Source organism: Serratia sp. EWG9, from assembly GCF_019913725.1.
Lineage (GTDB): Bacteria > Pseudomonadota > Gammaproteobacteria > Enterobacterales > Enterobacteriaceae > Serratia > Serratia ureilytica.
On the sequence record NZ_JADNRO010000001.1, the window covers coordinates 70,044 to 88,334 of the forward strand.

General features: G+C 58.2%; 17 protein-coding genes. 11 read left to right on the forward strand and 6 right to left on the reverse strand.

The genetic code is table 11. The annotated features are described in order from the left end of the window. Positions 1-6: 6 nt before the first annotated feature. Positions 7-1,329: a murein DD-endopeptidase MepM gene (gene mepM, locus ITX55_RS00400; RefSeq protein ID WP_033643350.1), complete on the forward strand. Its 1,323-nt coding sequence runs from the start codon at positions 7-9 to the stop codon at positions 1,327-1,329. Positions 1,330-1,479: 150 nt separating this feature from the next. Next, on the forward strand, positions 1,480-2,448 hold the full coding sequence (gene lpxM / locus ITX55_RS00405; RefSeq protein ID WP_042785718.1) for a lauroyl-Kdo(2)-lipid IV(A) myristoyltransferase: 969 nt from the start codon (positions 1,480-1,482) through the stop codon (positions 2,446-2,448). Positions 2,449-2,497: 49 nt separating this feature from the next. On the opposite strand, the gene ITX55_RS00410 is transcribed toward lpxM, so the two are convergent. The 3 genes from ITX55_RS00410 to ITX55_RS00420 all read right to left on the reverse strand — a co-directional run bounded on the left by ITX55_RS00410 (position 2,498) and on the right by ITX55_RS00420 (position 5,969). Then, on the reverse strand, positions 2,498-3,379 hold the full coding sequence (locus tag ITX55_RS00410; RefSeq protein WP_046687243.1) for a leucine-rich repeat domain-containing protein: 882 nt from the start codon (positions 3,377-3,379) through the stop codon (positions 2,498-2,500). A gap of 84 nt (positions 3,380-3,463) precedes the next feature. Further along, positions 3,464-4,906 carry a pyruvate kinase gene (pyk, locus tag ITX55_RS00415; RefSeq protein WP_019452801.1) on the reverse strand — a complete coding sequence of 481 codons (1,443 nt, stop codon included), beginning with the start codon at positions 4,904-4,906 and terminating at the stop codon, positions 3,464-3,466. Positions 4,907-5,096: 190 nt separating this feature from the next. Further along, positions 5,097-5,969, reverse strand: coding sequence for a MurR/RpiR family transcriptional regulator (locus ITX55_RS00420; RefSeq protein ID WP_033643347.1), 873 nt, complete (start codon positions 5,967-5,969; stop codon positions 5,097-5,099). Between the two features lie 447 nt (positions 5,970-6,416). Here ITX55_RS00420 and zwf point away from each other — a divergent pair, with 447 nt between their 5' ends. The 4 genes from zwf (at position 6,417) to mdtI (ending at position 9,924) form a co-directional block, all read left to right on the forward strand. Next, positions 6,417-7,892: a glucose-6-phosphate dehydrogenase gene (gene zwf / locus ITX55_RS00425; protein ID WP_033643346.1), complete on the forward strand. Its 1,476-nt coding sequence runs from the start codon at positions 6,417-6,419 to the stop codon at positions 7,890-7,892. A gap of 153 nt (positions 7,893-8,045) precedes the next feature. Beyond that, the gene (locus ITX55_RS00430) at positions 8,046-8,687 is read left to right on the forward strand and encodes a bifunctional 4-hydroxy-2-oxoglutarate aldolase/2-dehydro-3-deoxy-phosphogluconate aldolase (RefSeq protein WP_108680908.1); all 642 of its coding nucleotides are present in this window, start codon (positions 8,046-8,048) and stop codon (positions 8,685-8,687) included. A gap of 552 nt (positions 8,688-9,239) precedes the next feature. After that, entirely contained in the window at positions 9,240-9,608 is a 369-nt protein-coding gene (gene mdtJ, locus ITX55_RS00435; protein ID WP_004932327.1) for a multidrug/spermidine efflux SMR transporter subunit MdtJ, read from the forward strand. Then, positions 9,595-9,924, forward strand: coding sequence for a multidrug/spermidine efflux SMR transporter subunit MdtI (gene mdtI, locus ITX55_RS00440; RefSeq protein WP_016927446.1), 330 nt, complete (start codon positions 9,595-9,597; stop codon positions 9,922-9,924). Before mdtJ ends, mdtI begins: the two co-directional genes overlap by 14 nt. Before the next feature lie 61 nt (positions 9,925-9,985). Here the strand turns inward: mdtI and ITX55_RS00445 are convergent, their stop codons facing one another. After that, on the reverse strand, positions 9,986-10,330 hold the full coding sequence (locus ITX55_RS00445; protein WP_004932322.1) for a RidA family protein: 345 nt from the start codon (positions 10,328-10,330) through the stop codon (positions 9,986-9,988). Positions 10,331-10,463: 133 nt separating this feature from the next. Between ITX55_RS00445 and ITX55_RS00450 the strand changes: the two genes are divergently transcribed. The 5 genes from ITX55_RS00450 to rnd all read left to right on the forward strand — a co-directional run bounded on the left by ITX55_RS00450 (position 10,464) and on the right by rnd (position 16,948). Beyond that, positions 10,464-12,380 carry an ATP-dependent DNA helicase gene (locus ITX55_RS00450; protein ID WP_004932318.1) on the forward strand — a complete coding sequence of 639 codons (1,917 nt, stop codon included), beginning with the start codon at positions 10,464-10,466 and terminating at the stop codon, positions 12,378-12,380. A 79-nt stretch (positions 12,381-12,459) separates the two neighbouring features. Then, entirely contained in the window at positions 12,460-13,155 is a 696-nt protein-coding gene (gene tsaB / locus ITX55_RS00455) for a tRNA (adenosine(37)-N6)-threonylcarbamoyltransferase complex dimerization subunit type 1 TsaB (protein ID WP_197755883.1), read from the forward strand. A gap of 101 nt (positions 13,156-13,256) precedes the next feature. Then, positions 13,257-13,847 (forward strand): Slp family lipoprotein, encoded by a 591-nt coding sequence (locus ITX55_RS00460; protein ID WP_021503867.1) that lies wholly within the window; start codon positions 13,257-13,259, stop codon positions 13,845-13,847. Between the two features lie 209 nt (positions 13,848-14,056). Continuing rightward, entirely contained in the window at positions 14,057-15,745 is a 1,689-nt protein-coding gene (gene fadD, locus ITX55_RS00465) for a long-chain-fatty-acid--CoA ligase FadD (protein WP_033643344.1), read from the forward strand. A gap of 81 nt (positions 15,746-15,826) precedes the next feature. After that, complete coding sequence (gene rnd, locus ITX55_RS00470) at positions 15,827-16,948, forward strand: ribonuclease D (protein ID WP_033650951.1); 1,122 nt, start codon at positions 15,827-15,829, stop codon at positions 16,946-16,948. Between the two features lie 237 nt (positions 16,949-17,185). Here rnd and minE read toward each other — a convergent pair whose 3' ends face one another. Both minE and minD read right to left on the reverse strand, forming a co-directional pair. Then, positions 17,186-17,455, reverse strand: a complete 270-nt coding sequence (gene minE, locus ITX55_RS00475) for a cell division topological specificity factor MinE (protein ID WP_004932303.1) — start codon at positions 17,453-17,455, stop codon at positions 17,186-17,188. A 3-nt stretch (positions 17,456-17,458) separates the two neighbouring features. Further along, positions 17,459-18,271 (reverse strand): septum site-determining protein MinD, encoded by an 813-nt coding sequence (gene minD / locus ITX55_RS00480; RefSeq protein ID WP_004932300.1) that lies wholly within the window; start codon positions 18,269-18,271, stop codon positions 17,459-17,461. Positions 18,272-18,291: the final 20 nt, after the last annotated feature.

Below are 18,291 nucleotides of genomic sequence, written 5' to 3' on the forward strand. Positions count from 1 at the left end.
TATCGAGTGCAGCAGATAGTCCGAACTATCGCTCTGGCGTATAACAACCTGCCACGGCCCCACCGCGTCATGCTGGGGTCGCTGACAGTCGTCACATTGGCCGTCGCTGTTTGGCGGCCTTTTGTTTACCACCCAGAACACAATCCCATCGCCAAGAGCGTCGAGTTAGAATCCAGCCAGTTGCGGTCATTGCTCCCCGAAGCCAGTGAACCGATAGATGCCGACCAACCCACCCCCGATGACGAAATCCCGCAGGATGAGCTGGACCAGAAGGATGCCGGCGATGATGGCGTGCATGAATATGTGGTTTCCACCGGCGATACCCTCGGCAGCATTCTGACGCAGTACGGCATCGATATGTCGGATGTCACGCTGCTGGCTTCGCAAAACCGCGATCTGCGCAACCTGAAGATCGGCCAACAGCTGTCGTGGACCGTGAACGAAGCGGGCGATCTGCAGCAGTTGACCTGGGAAGTTTCTCGTCGCGAAACCCGCACCTACGATCGCGTCGGCAACAGCTTCAAAGAGTCGAAAGAGGCGCAGCAGGGCGAATGGCGCAACAACGTGATCAGCGGCCGCGTTAACGGCAGCTTCGTCAGCAGCGCCGGCGACGCCGGGTTGAGCCGTAACGAAATCAATGCGGTGATCAAGGCGCTGCAATGGCAGCTCGATTTCCGCAAACTGCGCAAGGGCGACCAGTTCTCCGTGCTGATGTCGCGCGAACATTTCGACGGCAAGAAATCGCAAAGCCAACTGTTGGGCGTGCGTCTGCGCACGGGCGGCAAAGATTACTATGCGATCCGCGCCGAGGACGGCAAGTTCTACGATCGCCAGGGCTCTGGCCTGGCGCGCGGCTTCATGCGTTTCCCGACCATGAAACAGTTCCGCATCTCCTCCAACTTCAACCCGCGCCGGGTGAACCCGGTGACCGGCCGCGTGGCGCCGCACAAAGGCGTCGATTTTGCCATGCCGGTCGGCACGCCGGTGCTGGCGGTCGGCGACGGCGAGGTAGTGATCGCCAAGCGCAGCGGCGCAGCGGGCAACTATGTGGCGATCCGCCACGGCCGCCAATACACCACGCGCTACATGCACCTGAAAAAGCTGCTGGTGAAACCGGGCCAGAAGGTGAAGCGTGGCGATCGCATAGCGCTCTCCGGCAACACCGGCCGTTCCACCGGGCCACATCTGCACTTTGAACTGTGGACCGGTCAACAGGCGGTGAACCCGCTGACGGCCAAGCTGCCGCGTTCCGAAGGCCTGAGCGGCAAAGACCGCAGCGATTATCTGGCGCAGGTGAAGGAAGTGGTTCCTCAGCTGCAACTGGATTAACGTCCCCCTTATTCCGGCGCTCCGGCGCCGTTAATTTCATCGGCCTGATTGCGGGCCGATGCTGTTTTATCTGGGCGGTTCGCGGTTGTTAATTGCAAAATTGGTGATGGCAATTATGATTAGCCGAATTGCTAAGCGAAGAGCATGTGCATGCAAAACGAGAAGAAATCGAACGTAGAGTTCATCCCGCAGTTTCAAAAAGCCTTTTTATACCCGCGCTACTGGGGCGTGTGGCTGGGAACCGGCCTGATGGCCGGCGTTTCGCTGGTGCCTGCGCGCCTGCGCGATCCGGTGCTGGGGGCGATCGGCACACTGGCCGGCAAGCTGGCGAAAGGGGCGCGTCGTCGTGCCCGCATCAACCTGCTGTATTGCTTGCCGGAACTGCCGGAAAGCGAGCGTGAGCACATTATCGACCAGATGTTCGCCTGTGCGCCGCAGTCGATGGTGCTGATGGCGGAACTGGCCTGCACCAAACCGGAAAAAGTGCTCAAGCGCGTGCGTTGGCACGGTGAAGAGGTGTTGGACAAGATCCGCGCGGAAGGGCGCAACGTGATTTTCCTGGTGCCACATGGCTGGGCGGTGGATGTGCCGGCGATGTTGATGGCCGCGCGCGGTCAACCGATGGCGGCGATGTTCCACAATCAGCGCAATCAGCTGATCGACTACCTGTGGAATGCCGTGCGTCGTAAATTCGGCGGCCGCATGCACGCGCGTAATGACGGCATCAAACCGTTTATCAGTTCGGTTCGCCAGGGATATTGGGGTTACTATCTGCCCGATCAGGATCACGGCGCTGAGCACAGTGAGTTTGTCGACTTCTTCGCCACCTATAAGGCGACGTTGCCGGCGGTCGGGCGGTTGATGAAAGTGTGTCGTGCGGCGATCGTGCCGTTGTTCCCGGTGTACGACGGCAAAACCAGCATGCTGGATATTTATATTCGCGAGCCGATGGACGATCTGGCCGAAGCGGACGATCCGCGCATTGCCCGCCGCATGAACGAAGAGGTGGAGAATCTGGTGGGCCCGAACCCTGAGCAGTACACCTGGATCCTCAAACTGTTGAAGACGCGCAAGGAAGGGGAGATTGAACCCTACTCGCGCGACGATCTGTATCGTTAATCCTATCTACCGCTAACGCCGGTCGGGCCACACCCTGGCCGGCGTCACTTCAGATGTGCACCATACAGCCGCGCGCCCGCAGGATCTCAATGACGTTGGGCGTGTGGGTGAAATCATTCCAGCGCAGATCCAGCTTGCGCAGCCGGCTCAGTTCACCGAGGCTTTCCGGCAGATCGCTCAGGCGGTTGGCGCGCAGATCCAGACTTCTCAGCGCCGTGAGCTCACCGATATTTTCCGGCAGGCGCGTCAGTTGATTAAAACGCAGGTTCAGCTCGCTCAATCGCGGCAGGCGGCAGAAGGCTGCCGGCAGTTCGGTGATGGCATTGTTGGCCGCATCGAGTATTTCAAGCTCGCCGAGCAGAGCCATTTCCGCCGGCAGCGTGGTCAGGGCATTTTTCATGATATGCAACTCGCGCAGCGCGCGCAGTTGCCCGATTTCGCCGGGCAGGCTGCGGATGCGATTGTTGTATAAACGCAGCTCCTGCAACGCCGCCAGCCTCGGTATTGCCTGCGGCAAGACGGTCAGCTGGTTATCGGTCGCGTTGAGGTAAACCAACTGCTGCAGTTGCGCCAGCGCGCGCGGCAGGTCGCTAAAGCCGTTATCGCTCAGGTAGAGGTATTTCAGCCGGTGCAGTCGCCCCAACGTTTCAGGCAGTTCGCTCGCGCGGTTGTGACCAAAATCGAACATCTCGAGCTGTTGCAACTGACCAATCTCCGGCGGCAGACGGTCGAGCTGATTGCAAGAGATGTTCAGCACCCGCAGATTCTGGTGCCGGAATAGGGGAGTAGGGAAGGCCGTCAGCTGATTGTTGTACAGGCTGACCTTGCGCAGCGCGTGGCCGGCAAACAGCGATTCGTCGAGCTGCGTCAGGCCGCGTCCATCGAGCTCGAGCTCATCATAGGTCGAGGCGGGATTGTGCTGGTGGAGCATGGCGTTCTCCGTCGTAATGGCAGTGTCAGAGCAAAAAAAATGCCGGCCTAGGTGAGCCGGCCGGCATTTCGTCTGCGGCGTGAATTACTCGACGCGCAGGATACGGCTGGTATTGGTGGTGCCGACGGTTTCCATCACGTCGCCCTGGGTGACGATCACCAGATCGCCGGAGACCAGGAAGCCTTTGTCGCGCAGGCGATTGACGGCTTCGTTGGCGGCGATGACGCCGTCTTTGTGGCTGTCGAAATACACCGGCGTCACGCCGCGATACAGCGCGGTCAGGTTAAGCGTGTGCTCATGCCGCGACATGGCGAAGATCGGCAGGCCGGAGCTGATGCGTGACATCATCAGCGCGGTGCGGCCGGACTCGGTCATGGCGATCAGCGCGGTGACGCCTTTCAGGTGGTTGGCCGCATACATCGAAGACATGGCGATCGCCTCTTCGATATTGTCGAACTGCACGTCCAGACGGTGTTTGGAAACGTTGATGCTCGGGATCTTCTCGGCGCCCAGACAAACGCGCGCCATCGCCGCCACGGTTTCCGCCGGGTATTGGCCGGCAGCGGTTTCCGCCGACAGCATGACGGCGTCGGTGCCGTCCAGCACGGCGTTGGCCACGTCCATGACTTCGGCGCGGGTCGGCATCGGGTTGGTGATCATCGACTCCATCATCTGAGTCGCGGTGATCACCGCGCGGTTCAGAGTACGGGCACGGCGGATCAGTTTCTTCTGGATCCCGACCAGTTCCGGATCGCCGATTTCGACGCCCAGATCGCCACGGGCGACCATCACCACGTCGGAGGCCAGAATGATGTCGTCCATCGCTTCGTCGCTGCAGACCGCTTCGGCGCGCTCAACCTTGGACACGATCTTGGCGTTGCAGCCTGCGTCGCGCGCCAGGCGGCGAGCATAGTTCAGGTCTTCACCGGTGCGCGGGAAGGAGACCGCCAGGTAGTCGACACCGATCTTGGCGGCGGTGACGATGTCCGCCTTGTCTTTTTCGGTCAGCGCTTCGGCCGACAGGCCGCCGCCGAGTTTATTGATGCCCTTGTTGTTGGACAACGGGCCGCCAACGGTGACTTCGGTAAACACTTTCATGCCCTGAACTTCGAGCACTTTCAGCTGAACGCGGCCGTCGTCGAGCAGCAAGACGTCGCCCGGCACGACGTCGGCAGGCAGGCCTTTATAGTCGATACCGACTTTTTCTTTATCGCCTTCACCTTTTGACAGGTTGGCGTCCAGCAGGAATTTATCGCCCACGTTGAGGAAGATTTTGCCTTCCTTGAAGGTGGAAACGCGGATTTTCGGCCCTTGCAGATCGCCGAGGATAGCGACGTGACGTCCCAGTTTGGCAGCGATTTCGCGAACTTTGTCTGCGCGAGCCTGGTGATCTTCCGGGCTGCCGTGGGAGAAGTTAAGCCGAACTACGTTGGCGCCGGCGGCAATGATCTTTTCCAGATTATTGTCGCGGTCTGTAGCCGGACCCAGGGTGGTAACGATTTTGGTTCTTCTGAGCCGTCTGGACATGTATTACTCCGTTGACTGGTGAAGCAAATATTGGTGTTGCGATAACGTCGGATAACGAAACCAGGCGTGAAATGTAATTTTACAACACTGATATTTCACCCGGGTTACCCGCATGAGCGTATTAACAGGGTACAGCCTCTGATGTCGCCATTCAAATGTCTGTTGAACGGCGACTTTTTTCTTCGTCGGGTTACGAGTCAAAACTGTTGGGAATGACTACGCCTTTATCAAAGCGCGATTCTTTGAGCGCTTCTTTGACCCGCTTCAAGTTATCTCTGAATTTAGCCCCTCTGCGCAAGGTAAATCCGGTGGCGAGCACGTCAATGAGCGTTAATTGCGCGATCCGCGACACCATCGGCATGTAAACGTCGGTGTCTTCAGGCACGTCGAGCAGCAACGCGAGGGTCGCCGCCTGGGCGAGCGGGGTGTCGCGCGAGGTGATAGCCAGTACCGTGGCGTCGTTTTCTCGCGCCAGGTGGGCCATCTCCACCAGGTTCTTGGTGCGGCCGGTGTGAGAGATCAACACCACCACGTCGCCCTCGCCGGAGTTCATGCAGCTCATGCGTTGCATGACGATGTCATCGAAGTAGACCACCGGAATATTGAAGCGGAAAAATTTGTTCATCGCGTCGTGGGCCACGGCGGCGGAGGCGCCCAGACCGAAGAAAGAGATCTTTTTTGCCTGGGTGAGCAGGTCAACCGCACGATTGATTGCGGCAATATCCAAATTTGCCTTTACTGTATCCAGGCTGGCCATCACCGATTCGAAGATCTTGCTGGTGTAGGAATCGACGCTGTCATCTTCCTCGACGTTGCGGTTTACGTAGGGCGTGCCGTTAGCCAGGCTTTGGGCGAGATGCAGTTTGAAGTCGGGAAAGCCTTTGGTATCAAGGCGACGGCAAAAACGGTTGACGGTGGGTTCGCTGACGTCGGCCATGCGCGCCAGCGTGGCGATGCTGGAGTGAATGGCGGTCTGCGGGGAGGCCAGGATCACCTCGGCGACTTTCCTTTCAGATTTGCTCAGGAGCTCCAGATGGCTCTGGATTTTGTCCAGCGTATTCATATAACGAGAGTCACTCATGGTTTTATCCCTGTGGCTTTCAAGCAACAGCGCCGAATTTCGCCCGTGTTCGCCGTGCAAGCAGACGCCAAACGAGCGGCTGTAACCTGAAATCGATAGGGTATGTCGATTGCAAACAAAGGAGAAATCAATGCCGGTTTAGTGAAAATATACTACGTGCTGGTAACCGTTGGCAGTCTCGACAGGGCGTATGCAGGCTTTTTTCACCAGAATATGACCTGTGTCTAACTTTCATAATGGTAACAGAGCGTCAAAAAAGACGAAAAATTACAGTTTTTCCCGCCTGTGAGGGCGCCGGCGCGCAGTGGCGCTACCACTGAGATCTTAACGTCTTTTTTCTGCTTCTGCGCCGGGTTTGCTGGCCGTAGTCAAACAGAGTACATTAGTAATGTAAGAAAATTACAAATATCCTGCAACGAGGAGATGAACATGGCGGTAACCTCTACAGCCCAGGCGTGTGACCTGGTTATTTTCGGCGCGAAAGGTGATTTGGCGCGCCGTAAGCTGCTGCCTTCCCTGTACCAGTTAGAGAAAGCCGGACACATCCACCCGGATACGCGGATTATCGGCGTCGGCCGCGCGGAGTGGGATAAAAAAGCCTATACCGAAGTGGTCAAGGAAGCGCTTGGCACCTTCATGAAGGAAAAACTGGATGACGAACTCTGGGCCACGCTGAGCGCGCGCCTGGACTTCTGCAATTTGGACGTCAACGACAGCAAGAACTTTACCAAACTGGGTAAAATGCTGGACCAGAAGCACCGCACCACCATCAACTACTTCGCCATGCCGCCAAGCACCTTCGGCGCCATCTGCAAAGGGTTGGGCGAAGCCAAGCTGAACCATGAGCCGGCGCGCGTGGTGATGGAGAAACCGTTGGGCACCGATCTGGCGTCCTCCCGCGTGATCAACGATCAGGTGGCGGAGTTCTTCAACGAGTCCCAGGTCTACCGCATCGACCACTACCTCGGCAAAGAGACGGTGTTGAACCTGTTGGCGCTGCGTTTCGCCAACTCGCTGTTCGCGTCCAACTGGGACAACCGCACCATCGATTCGGTGCAGATCACCGTGGCGGAAGAGGTGGGCATCGAAGGGCGCTGGGGCTACTTCGATCAGGCCGGCCAGATGCGCGACATGATCCAGAACCACTTGCTGCAGATCCTGACCATGATCGCCATGTCGCCGCCGGCGGATCTGACCACCGACCGCATCCGCGACGAGAAGGTGAAGGTGCTGCGTTCGCTGCGCCGCATCGATCAGACCAATGTACGGGAAACCACCGTGCGCGGTCAGTACACCGCCGGTTTCGTTCAGGGCAAGAAAGTGCCGGGGTATCTGGAAGAAGAAGGGGCGAACAAGAGCAGCAGCACCGAGACCTTCGTTTCCATCCGCGTGGACATCGACAACTGGCAGTGGGCCGGGGTGCCGTTCTATCTGCGTACCGGTAAACGTCTGCCGACCAAATGCTCGGAAGTGGTGGTGTACTTCAAGAATCCGCCGCTTAACCTGTTCAGCGACTCTTATCAGCAGCTGCCGCAAAACAAGCTGACCATTCGTTTGCAACCGGACGAAGGCATCGAAATTCAGGTGTTGAACAAGGTGCCGGGGCTGGATCACAAGCACCGCCTGCAGACTACCAAGCTGGATCTGAGTTTCTCGGAAACCTTCAACCAGGAGCACGTGGCGGACGCCTACGAGCGCCTGCTGCTGGAGACCATGCGCGGCATTCAGGCGCTGTTCGTTCGCCGCGACGAAGTGGAAGAGGCCTGGAAGTGGGTCGACTCCATCATGGACGCGTGGAAAGCCGACAATGAAGCGCCTAAGCCTTATCAGGCGGGCACCTGGGGGCCGGTGGCCTCGGTGGCGATGATCACCCGCGACGGCCGTTCCTGGAACGAGTTCGAGTAATGCGCAATGCCGGCAGCCCGTCTGCCGGCTTTTTTTGCCTGCGATCTGCGCGTGGGCCACATCACTTACGGTACGGCCGGACGTTCGCGCGTTTGCGCGGAGCCCTGTGGCAGGGGCGTGCCATTGTTAACCGCGAGTAATGGAGAAAGAATAATGAAAAACTGGAAAACCAGCGCTGAACAGATCCTGACGGCGGGGCCGGTGGTGCCTGTTATCGTGATCAACACGCTGGAACAGGCGGTGCCGCTGGCGAAAGCATTGGTTGCCGGCGGCGTGCGGGTACTGGAGGTGACGCTGCGCACCGCCTGTGCGCTGGAGGCTATCCGCGCTATCGCCAAAGAGGTACCGGAGGCGATCATCGGCGCCGGTACGGTGATCAATCCACAGCAGCTGCGGGAGGTGACCGAGGCCGGGGCGCAGTTCGCCATCAGCCCGGGGCTGACCGACGCTTTGCTGCAGGCGGCGACGGCGGGGTCAATCCCGTTGATCCCGGGCATCAGCACCGTATCTGAACTGATGCAGGGCATGGATTACGGCCTGCGCGAATTCAAATTCTTCCCGGCGGAAGCCAACGGCGGCGTGAAGGCGCTGCAGGCGATCGGTGGCCCGTTCCCGCAGGTGCGCTTTTGCCCGACCGGCGGCATTACGCCGAACAATTACCGCGATTATCTGGCGCTAAAAAGCGTGCTGTGCATCGGCGGCTCCTGGTTGGTGCCGGCCGATGCGCTCGACAGCGGCGACTACGCGCGCATCACTGAACTGGCGCGCAGCGCCGTCAACGGCGCCGCGTTGTAACCCGCGCCAGGCCTGGGGTTGGCGCTTATTTGCTCACCCGCGGATATCGCAAGGCTCAACGCTCCGTTGGGCCTTTTTTAATTTTTATCGCGATTAACTTTCTTATTTTTAACCCGTTTTTTTCTGCTTTTTTATGAAAACGGCAGTTTGCTTTCTTATTTGGGCTGTGGTAAAAATATCTCAGTTGAAAATTTTACTTTTATGAGGATATTGGGCAAATCGCACGGTGTGCGGCTGATAATAGAGAACTATTATGATGACTATTAACGGAACTACCCTCAGAACCTCTACGTGCCAACTCTTCCTGTCTGCGATCCTTGCCAGTGAGCATCACTGGTGCAGCGAGCTATAGCGTCTTTCTCCCTTAACCGGTGCTGGTAGCGGGCTTACGCCTTCGCTCTACCGTTCAGCCGGGCAAACATTCTTTTTGCGTTTGGGTCAGTTTATCCCCAGGGATCTCTGCGTCTTGCGCGCCGTACTGCGGCCGTTCGACGAGATAAATCGGGATAAATATGCCTTGGCGCGCGTTATTCGCCGTTTGGGAGAAAAATTATGATTTATTGGATCTTTTTAGGTTTGGCCATCATGACCGAAATCATCGGCACCTTGTCGATGAAATACGCCAGCGTCAATGGCGGCATGATCGGGCATATCGTGATGTACGTGATGATCACCGCGTCTTATGTGTTGCTGTCAGTAGCGGTAAAACGCGTGGCGTTGGGCGTGGCTTATGCGCTGTGGGAAGGTATCGGCATTCTGTTCATTACCCTGTTCAGCGTGCTGTGGTTCGACGAGCCCATTTCGGCGCTGAAGGTACTGGGTCTGGCTACGCTGATCGCCGGTATCATGCTGGTGAAATCCGGTACCCGCAAAGAGCGAAAACAGGTCAGCCCGCGAGGTGACAACCATGCAACAGTTTGAGTTGTACCACATTGGGTTCCTGGGATTGGCCATCGTGCTGGAAATCATCGCCAACATCTTCCTGAAGATGTCGGACGGTTTCCGTAAAATTTGGCTGGGATTGCTGTCGCTGCTGTCGGTACTCGGTGCGTTCAGCGCCCTGGCGCAGGCGGTTAAGGGCATCGATCTGTCAATCGCTTACGCGTTGTGGGGCGGTTTCGGCATCGCCGCCACCATCGCCGCAGGCTGGATCATGTTCGGCCAGCGGTTGAACGCCAAAGGCTGGATTGGCCTGGCGCTGCTGTTGACGGGGATGGTGATCCTCAAACTGTCCTGATAGCGGGCAATAAAAAACCGCAGGCGTTGCCGTCTGCGGTTTTTTTTCGTCTGCGCGTGGCTTACAGCGCGGCGATGATTTTGATTTCCACCTTGTACTTCGGATTCATCAACTGAGCCTGCACGGTGCAGCGCACCGGCGCGCTGCCGGCGACAACCCAGGCGTCCCAGGCGGCGTTCATCGCGGCGAAGTCGGCGGTATTGGCCAGGAAGATGGTGGCATCCAGAATACGGCTTTTGTCCGACCCTACGCGTTCCAGCAGCACGTCGATGGCGGCAAGGGCGTTGGCGGTCTGCGCGGTCGCGTCATCGTCCAGATTTTCCGGCACGCTGGTGTAGTAAACGGTCTCGTTGTGCACCACGGCTTCGGACCAGCGCTGATCGGGATCAATTCTTTCGATATTCATTTGCTTATCTCCATATCATAGTCCCGCTAAGGGTAGCACAGCCGGTGATGAAAAAGCGCGGCGATAAAGTGGGTGGTAGCCGGGCGGCAGGCTTGGCATAATCACCGCTGAATGACACCGGCAGAGAGACAGCGTGACAGACGATTTTGCAACAGACGGCGCATTGGCGCAGGCTATCAAGGGATTCAAACCGCGTGAGCCGCAGCGGCAGATGGCGCAAGCCGTTACCGAAGCGATCAATTTCAAGCAGGAGCTGGTGGTGGAAGCCGGCACCGGCACCGGCAAAACCTTCGCTTATCTGGCGCCGGCGCTGCGTGCCGATCGCAAAGTGATCATCTCCACCGGTTCGAAAGCGCTGCAGGATCAGCTGTATGCGCGCGATCTGCCCACAGTCGCCAAAGCGCTGAAGTACAAAGGCAAGCTGGCGCTGCTGAAGGGGCGCTCCAACTACCTGTGTCTGGAGCGTCTTGAGCAACAGTCGATGGCCGGCGGGGAGCTGGCGGGGCAGACGTTGATCGATCTGGTGCAACTGCGCAAGTGGTCGTCGCAGACCAAAGAGGGTGATATCAGCACCTGCAGCGAAGTGGCGGAAGACAGCTTCGTCTGGCCATTGGTGACCAGCACCAATGACAACTGTCTCGGCAGCGACTGCCCGCTGTATCAGGATTGCTTCGTGGTCAAAGCGCGCCGCCGCGCGATGGATGCGGATGTGGTGGTGGTGAACCATCACCTGTTCCTGGCGGATATGGTGGTGAAAGAGGGCGGCTTCGCCGAGCTGATCCCGGAAGCCGAGGTGATGATTTTCGATGAGGCGCACCAAATTCCCGACATCGCCAGCCAGTATTTCGGCCAGCAGCTCACCAGCCGCCAACTGCTGGATCTGGCGAAGGACATCACCATCGCCTACCGCACCGAGGTGCGCGATGCCGCCCAACTGCAAAAAAGCGCCGACCGTCTCAGCCTGAGCACGCAAGATTTCCGTCTGAATCTGGGGGAGCCGGGTTTTCGCGGCAACCTGCGGGATGTGCTCGGCGAACCGAACGTGCAGCGCGCGTTGTTGCTGCTCGATGACGCGCTGGAGCTGTGTTATGACGTCATGAAACTGTCGCTGGGGCGTTCGGCGCTGCTGGACGCCGCCTTTGAGCGCGCCACGCTGTACCGCGCGCGTCTCAAACGCCTCAAGGCGGTGACGGAACCGGGCTACAGCTATTGGTATGAGTGCAATTCGCGCCACTTCGTGTTGGCGCTGACGCCGCTGACGGTGGCCGATCGTTTCCGCGAAATGCTGGACGAGAAGCCGGGCAGCTGGATCTTTACCTCGGCGACGCTGTCGGTCAACGATCAGTTGGGTCACTTCACCGAACGGCTGGGGCTGACCAAGGCCAAAACGCTGCTGTTGCCGAGCCCGTTCGACTATGCCAAACAGGCGTTGCTGTGCGTGCCGCGCTTTTTGCCTTCGCCGAATCAGCCCGGCGGGGCGCGCCAGCTGGCGCGCATGCTGCGCCCATTAATCGAAGCCAACAACGGCCGCTGCTTCTTCTTGTGCACGTCGCACCAGATGATGCGCGAGCTGGCGGAAGAGTTCCGTGCCACGATGACGCTGCCGGTCTTATTGCAAGGGGAAACCAGCAAAGGGCAGCTGTTGGCACAGTTCGTCGCCGCCGGTAACGCGCTGTTGGTGGCGACCAGCAGCTTCTGGGAAGGGGTGGACGTGCGTGGCGATGCGCTGTCGTGCGTGATCATCGATAAGCTGCCGTTTACCTCACCGGACGATCCGCTGCTGAAGGCGCGCATTGAAGATTGTCGCCTGCGCGGCGGCGATCCGTTCAATGACGTGCAGTTGCCGGATGCGGTCATCACCCTGAAACAGGGGGTGGGCCGTTTGATCCGCGATACCGACGATCGCGGCGTGCTGGTGATCTGCGATAACCGTCTGGTGATGCGCCCTTATGGCGAGGTGTTCCTCAATAGCCTGCCGCCTACGCCGCGTACCCGCGATCTGAAGCAGGCGATCGCCTTCTTGCAGGCCGCTGATACGTCGGCCACGTGAAAGATGAAGGGCTTACGGGGCTGTGCTACAATGCGCGCCCTGTATGAAAAACCCAGTTTTATTCCCGCCAGAGGTTGGCATGTCCACGCGAATTTTAGCGATCGATACCGCGACGGAAGCCTGTTCCGTCGCCGTCTGGAATCAAGGCGAAATCCACGCCCTGTTTGAGCTGTGCCCACGCGAGCATACGCAACGTATTTTACCTATGGTGCAGCAGGTGCTGGCGGAATCCGGCCTGGCGCTCAACCAGCTCGATGCGCTGGCCTTCGGCCGCGGCCCCGGCAGTTTTACCGGGGTGCGCATCGGCATCGGCATCGCTCAGGGCCTGGCGCTGGGCGCCGATCTGCCGATGATCGGCGTTTCTACGCTGCAAACCATGGCGCAGGGCGCCTGGCGCGTCAGCGGCGCGGAGCGTGTGCTGGCGGCGATCGATGCGCGTATGGGCGAGGTCTACTGGGGGCAGTTCGAACGTCAGGCCGACGGCCGCTGGTTGGAAAGCGAAGGCGAGGCGGTGCTGTCGCAGGCGCTCGAGCGTGCACAGCGCCTGCAGGGCGAATGGGCCCACGTTGGAACCGGCTGGCAAACCTACCCCGATCTGGTCAACGGTTCCACGCTGAGCGTGCGCGACGGCCAGATGCTGTTGCCGCAGGCGGAAGACATGCTGCCGCTGGCGCTGCACGCCTGGCAACAGGGGCTGGCGGTGGCGGTGGAAAACGCCGAGCCGACCTACCTGCGCAATGAAGTGACCTGGAAAAAACTGCCGGGCCGCGAGTAATCGCGGCGTTATTGTGCTGATGTTGATGCCGGGCGATGAAGGCCTGCAACTTGAACGCTGAAACGCGGTCAAAGTTACAGGCATTTCAGGAGATTGCGACCATGTTAATCCGCACTGCAAGTAAAAAGCTGTCGCTGCTGGCCGTCGCCTGCGGCGCGCTGGTTCTGACCGGGTGCGTCACCGTACCGGATGCGATCAAAGGCTCCAGCCCTTCGCCGGTGACTCAGCTTTCCTCGGTACAAAATGCACCGAACCTGTTTACCGGCGCGGAAGCCCGCTTCGGCGGCACCGTGGTGAACGTCGCCAACGAACAAGGGCGCACGCTGCTGGAGATCGCGGCGGTGCCGCTTGACAGCGGTGCGCGGCCGATACTGGGTGAACCGTCGAACGGCCGCTTGCTGGCCACGGTGAACGGCTTCCTCGAACCGGTCGATTTCAAAGGCCAACTGGTGACCGTCGTCGGCCCTATCACCGGCCTGAAAGAGGGACGGATCGGCATGACGCCATATCGCTTCGTAACGATGAACGTGACCGGTTTCAAGCGCTGGCATCTGGTGCAACAGGTGGTGATGCCGCCTGCGCCGATGGGCCCTTGGGGCTGGCGCGGTGGCCCGTGGGGACCTGGCTGGGGCGCCGGCTATGGCTGGTACAACCCCGGCCCGGCACAGGTGCAAACCATCGTAACCGAGTAACATACGCTTGATGTGAACAAATTTGACAGGGCGGCTCAGGCCGCCCTTTTGTTTTTTGGGATAAGGAATATCCGACAATTAGTGACGTACATCGCAACCTGAGTAATGTTTAAAACCCGAACTGGTCTGCTGAGTTAAAATATTGTTATGGTTAGGCTGCGAGTTTGAGGGCTGCGATGATAATTAGTAATGATTTCAGGAGTAATACCTTGGATAAGGTCTGGTTAAAACGGTATCCGGCAGATGTGCCCGCAGAGATTGATGCCGATCGCTATTCGTCGTTGATCGAAATGTTTGAGCATGCCGTGCAGCGCTATGCCGATCAGCCCGCCTTTATCAATATGGGCGAGGTGATGACCTTCCGCAAACTGGAAGAACGCAGCCGGGCTTTCGCGGCTTACCTGCAAAATGAGCTGGGCCTGAAGAAGGGCGACCGCGTCGCGCTGATGATGCCTAACCTGTTGCAATACCCCATTGCCCTGTTCGGCATTCTGCGTGCCGGCATGGTGGTGGTCAACGTCAACCCGCTGTATACCCCGCGCGAGCTGGAGCACCAGTTGAACGACAGCGGCGCCAGTGCCATCGTCATCGTCTCCAACTTTGCCCATACGCTGGAAAAAGTGGTGTTCAACACCCAGGTCAAACACGTGATCCTGACGCGCATGGGCGATCAGCTGTCGGCCGCCAAGGGCACGTTGGTCAACTTCGTGGTCAAATACGTTAAGCGTCTGGTGCCGAAATACAATCTGCCGGACGCCATTTCCTTCCGCAGCGCGCTGCAGCGCGGCCGCCGTTTACAATATGTAAAACCGGACATCATTAATGCCGATCTGGCTTTCCTGCAATACACCGGCGGCACCACCGGGGTGGCGAAGGGGGCGATGCTGACGCACCGCAACATGCAGGCCAACCTTGAGCAGGCCAAGGCCGCCTATTCGCCGCTGTTCCGTGAAGGGCAGGAGCTGGTGGTGACGGCACTGCCGCTGTATCACATTTTCGCGCTGACGGTGAACTGCCTGCTGTTTATCGATCTGGGCGGGCGCAATTTGCTGATCACCAACCCGCGTGACATTCCGGGCCTGGTGAAAGAATTGGGCAAATACCCGTTCACCGCCATGAGCGGGGTAAATACGCTGTTCAATGCGTTGCTGAACAACGAAGACTTCCACAAGCTCGATTTCTCTACGCTGCGTTTCTCGGTCGGCGGCGGCATGTCGGTGCAAAAATCGGTGGCCGAGAAGTGGGAGAAAACCACCGGCAAACACCTGCTGGAAGGTTACGGCCTGACGGAGTGCGCGCCGCTGGTGGCCGGCAACCCTTACGATCTTAAACACTACAGCGGCAGCATCGGTCTGCCGGTGCCGTCGACGGACATTCGGTTGGTGGACGACAACGGCCATGATGTGCCGCCGGGCGAGCCGGGCGAACTGTGGGTCAAAGGGCCGCAAGTTATGTTAGGCTATTGGCAGCGCCCGGATGCCACCGACGAAGTGCTGAAAGACGGCTGGCTGGCGACCGGTGATGTGGTGACCGTGGACGATCAGGGATTTGTACGCATCGTCGACCGCAAGAAAGACATGATCCTGGTCTCGGGTTTCAACGTGTATCCGAACGAGATTGAAGATGTGGTCAGCCAGCACCCGAAAGTGCTGGAATGTGCGGCAATCGGCGTGCCCAGCGAGGCCTCCGGCGAAACGGTGAAGATCTGCGTGGTGAAGAAAGACGCCTCGCTGACCAAGGAAGAGCTGTTGACCCATTGCCGACGCCACCTGACCGGGTATAAAGTGCCTAAAATTGTTGAGTTCCGCGATGAACTGCCGAAGTCGAACGTCGGCAAGATTTTGCGGCGAGAATTGCGCGATGAGCAAAAAGCGCCTAAGCCGGCCGATGCCGCCTAGGTTTTGCTCTCGCGTCAGCCTATCAACAACGCCGGTGAATGCCGGCGTTGTTGTGTTTGAATCCTACAAGAGAATGATGTTTTGAATTATCAGTTGATCACTACCGATGCCGGATTGCAGCAGGTCTGCGAGCAGGCGAGAAAGCATGCCCAGGTTGCGCTGGACACCGAGTTTGTCAGAACGCGTACCTACTATCCGCAGCTGGGCCTGATCCAGCTTTACGACGGTGAACAACTCTCCCTTATCGATCCTCTGCCGATCAAGCACTGGCAACCGTTTGTCGAGCTGCTGGCCGACACCGCCGTGGTGAAGTTCCTGCATGCCGGCAGTGAAGATCTTGAAGTGTTTCTCAACGCCTTTAAAACGCTGCCGACGCCGATGATCGACACTCAGATCCTGGCGGCCTTTACCGGCCGGCCGCTCTCCTGCGGCTTTGCGACGCTGGTGGCGGAGTACATGAAGGTTGAACTGGACAAGAGCGAGTCGCGCACCGATTGGCTGGCGCGCCCGCTGACTGAAAGACAGTGCGTGTATGCGGCCGCCGACGTGTTCTACCTGCTGCCGATGGCCAAACAGCTGGTGCAGGAGACCGAAGAGGCCGGCTGGACCGCTGCGGCCAATAACGAGTGCTTGCTGCTGTGCCAACGCCGTAGCGAGGCGCTGGCGCCGGAAGTGGCCTATCGCGAAATCAGCAATGCCTGGCAGTTGCGCCCGCGTCAGCTTGGGTGTCTGCAGAAGTTGGCGGAATGGCGGTTGCGCCAGGCGCGCGAGCGCGATCTGGCGGTGAACTTCGTGGTTCGCGAGGAGAACCTGTGGCAGGTGGCGCGCTTTATGCCGTCTTCGCTGGGAGAACTAGATTCGCTGGGCCTGAGCGGGCCGGAGATCCGTTATCACGGCAAAACGCTGTTGGCGCTGGTGGCCGAAGCCGAAGCGCTGGAGGAGTCCGATTTGCCGGCGCCGTTGGCTAACCTTATCGATCAGCCGGGCTACAAGAAGGTGTTTAAGGACATCAAGGCCGCTATCGCCACCGTCAGCGAGCAAAGCGGGTTGAGCAGCGAGCTGCTGGCATCCCGTCGCCAAATTAACCAATTGTTGAACTGGCATTGGAAACTGAAGGACGGCGAGAGTCGCCCTGAATTAATCAGCGGCTGGCGCGGCGATTTATTAATGGCGCCGTTGCAGGACATCCTGAAAGATTATTAATCGCTGGTTATCACCAGGGCAGGGTAGGGAAACTCTGCTCGGGTGAATATAGGCAGGAAATAATGCGTTGAAGGTAAATCTGGCCAGAATTTACTTTAAACGAGGTGGCGGCAAAGTTAATTGGGAATTGTCCCAAAGGGAAAAATCGATTTTTTGCTGCCGATAATGCTTAATAACTGGATGCACATACAGTTACCCCCTGCATAAAATATACAGGGGGTAATTAATGCGTCGCAATCATTTAGCTGCTTCTTCCGATTCCGGTAATGTCACGTTAAGTTCAAGTACCGAAATATCGTCCCCTTTCTGCTCGAACTGCACATGCAGCATTTCAGGATCGATCTGAATGTATTTGCAAATAACCGCCAGAATATCGCGTTTCAAATCAGGCAGATACGGGGGCTCACTGTCCCCGCGACGACGCTCTGCGACGATAATCTGCAGCCGTTCCTTGGCTATATTGGCTGTCTGTTTTTTGCGGGACAGAAAGAAGTCTAATAAGGCCATGGTTTATCCCCCAAAAAGGCGTTTCAGGAAACCCTTCTTCTCTTCTTCAATGAAGCGGAATGGGCGTTCTTCCCCCAACAAGCGGCAAACGGTATCGTCATACGCCTTACCGGCGTCTGACTCGGCATCCAGAATGACAGGCTCACCCTGGTTGGAAGCACGCAGTACGGACTGGTCTTCCGGGATCACACCCACCAGTGGAATGCGCAGGATTTCCAGCACGTCTTCCATGCTCAGCATGTCGCCACGGCTGACGCGGCCCGGGTTGTAACGGGTCAGCAGCAGGTGTTCCTTGATAGGCGATTCGCCTTTCTCGGCGCGGCGCGATTTGGAGGAAAGGATGCCCAGGATACGGTCGGAGTCGCGTACCGAAGAGACTTCCGGGTTGGTGGTGATGATCGCTTCGTCGGCGAAATACAGCGCCATCAGCGCACCGGTTTCGATACCGGCCGGTGAGTCGCAGACCACGAAGTCAAAATCCATCTCGCCGAGATCGTTGAGGACTTTCTCAACGCCTTCACGGGTTAACGCGTCTTTGTCGCGTGTCTGCGAAGCCGGCAGGATATAGAGGTTTTCAGTGCGTTTGTCTTTGATCAACGCCTGATTCAGCGTGGCGTCGCCCTGAATCACGTTCACGAAATCATAAACTACCCGACGTTCGCAGCCCATGATCAGGTCAAGATTACGCAGGCCGATATCGAAATCGATCACGACGGTTTTCTTGCCTTTCTGGGCCAGGCCGGTAGCGATGGCCGCGCTCGAAGTGGTCTTGCCAACGCCCCCTTTACCCGATGTAACAACAATAATGCGTGCCATGAAATGGATTCCTTGTCAAA

Coding starts and splice junctions, on each gene's coding strand:
- lpxM (WP_042785718.1), top strand. CDS start 1,480: ATGCAAAACGAGAAGAAATCGAACGTAGAGTTCATCCCGCAGTTTCAA.
- ITX55_RS00410 (WP_046687243.1), bottom strand. CDS start 3,379: ATGCTCCACCAGCACAATCCCGCCTCGACCTATGATGAGCTCGAGCTC.
- pyk (WP_019452801.1), bottom strand. CDS start 4,906: ATGTCCAGACGGCTCAGAAGAACCAAAATCGTTACCACCCTGGGTCCG.
- ITX55_RS00420 (WP_033643347.1), bottom strand. CDS start 5,969: ATGAATACGCTGGACAAAATCCAGAGCCATCTGGAGCTCCTGAGCAAA.
- zwf (WP_033643346.1), top strand. CDS start 6,417: ATGGCGGTAACCTCTACAGCCCAGGCGTGTGACCTGGTTATTTTCGGC.
- ITX55_RS00430 (WP_108680908.1), top strand. CDS start 8,046: ATGAAAAACTGGAAAACCAGCGCTGAACAGATCCTGACGGCGGGGCCG.
- mdtJ (WP_004932327.1), top strand. CDS start 9,240: ATGATTTATTGGATCTTTTTAGGTTTGGCCATCATGACCGAAATCATC.
- mdtI (WP_016927446.1), top strand. CDS start 9,595: ATGCAACAGTTTGAGTTGTACCACATTGGGTTCCTGGGATTGGCCATC.
- ITX55_RS00445 (WP_004932322.1), bottom strand. CDS start 10,330: ATGAATATCGAAAGAATTGATCCCGATCAGCGCTGGTCCGAAGCCGTG.
- tsaB (WP_197755883.1), top strand. CDS start 12,460: ATGTCCACGCGAATTTTAGCGATCGATACCGCGACGGAAGCCTGTTCC.
- ITX55_RS00460 (WP_021503867.1), top strand. CDS start 13,257: ATGTTAATCCGCACTGCAAGTAAAAAGCTGTCGCTGCTGGCCGTCGCC.
- minE (WP_004932303.1), bottom strand. CDS start 17,455: ATGGCCTTATTAGACTTCTTTCTGTCCCGCAAAAAACAGACAGCCAAT.
- minD (WP_004932300.1), bottom strand. CDS start 18,271: ATGGCACGCATTATTGTTGTTACATCGGGTAAAGGGGGCGTTGGCAAG.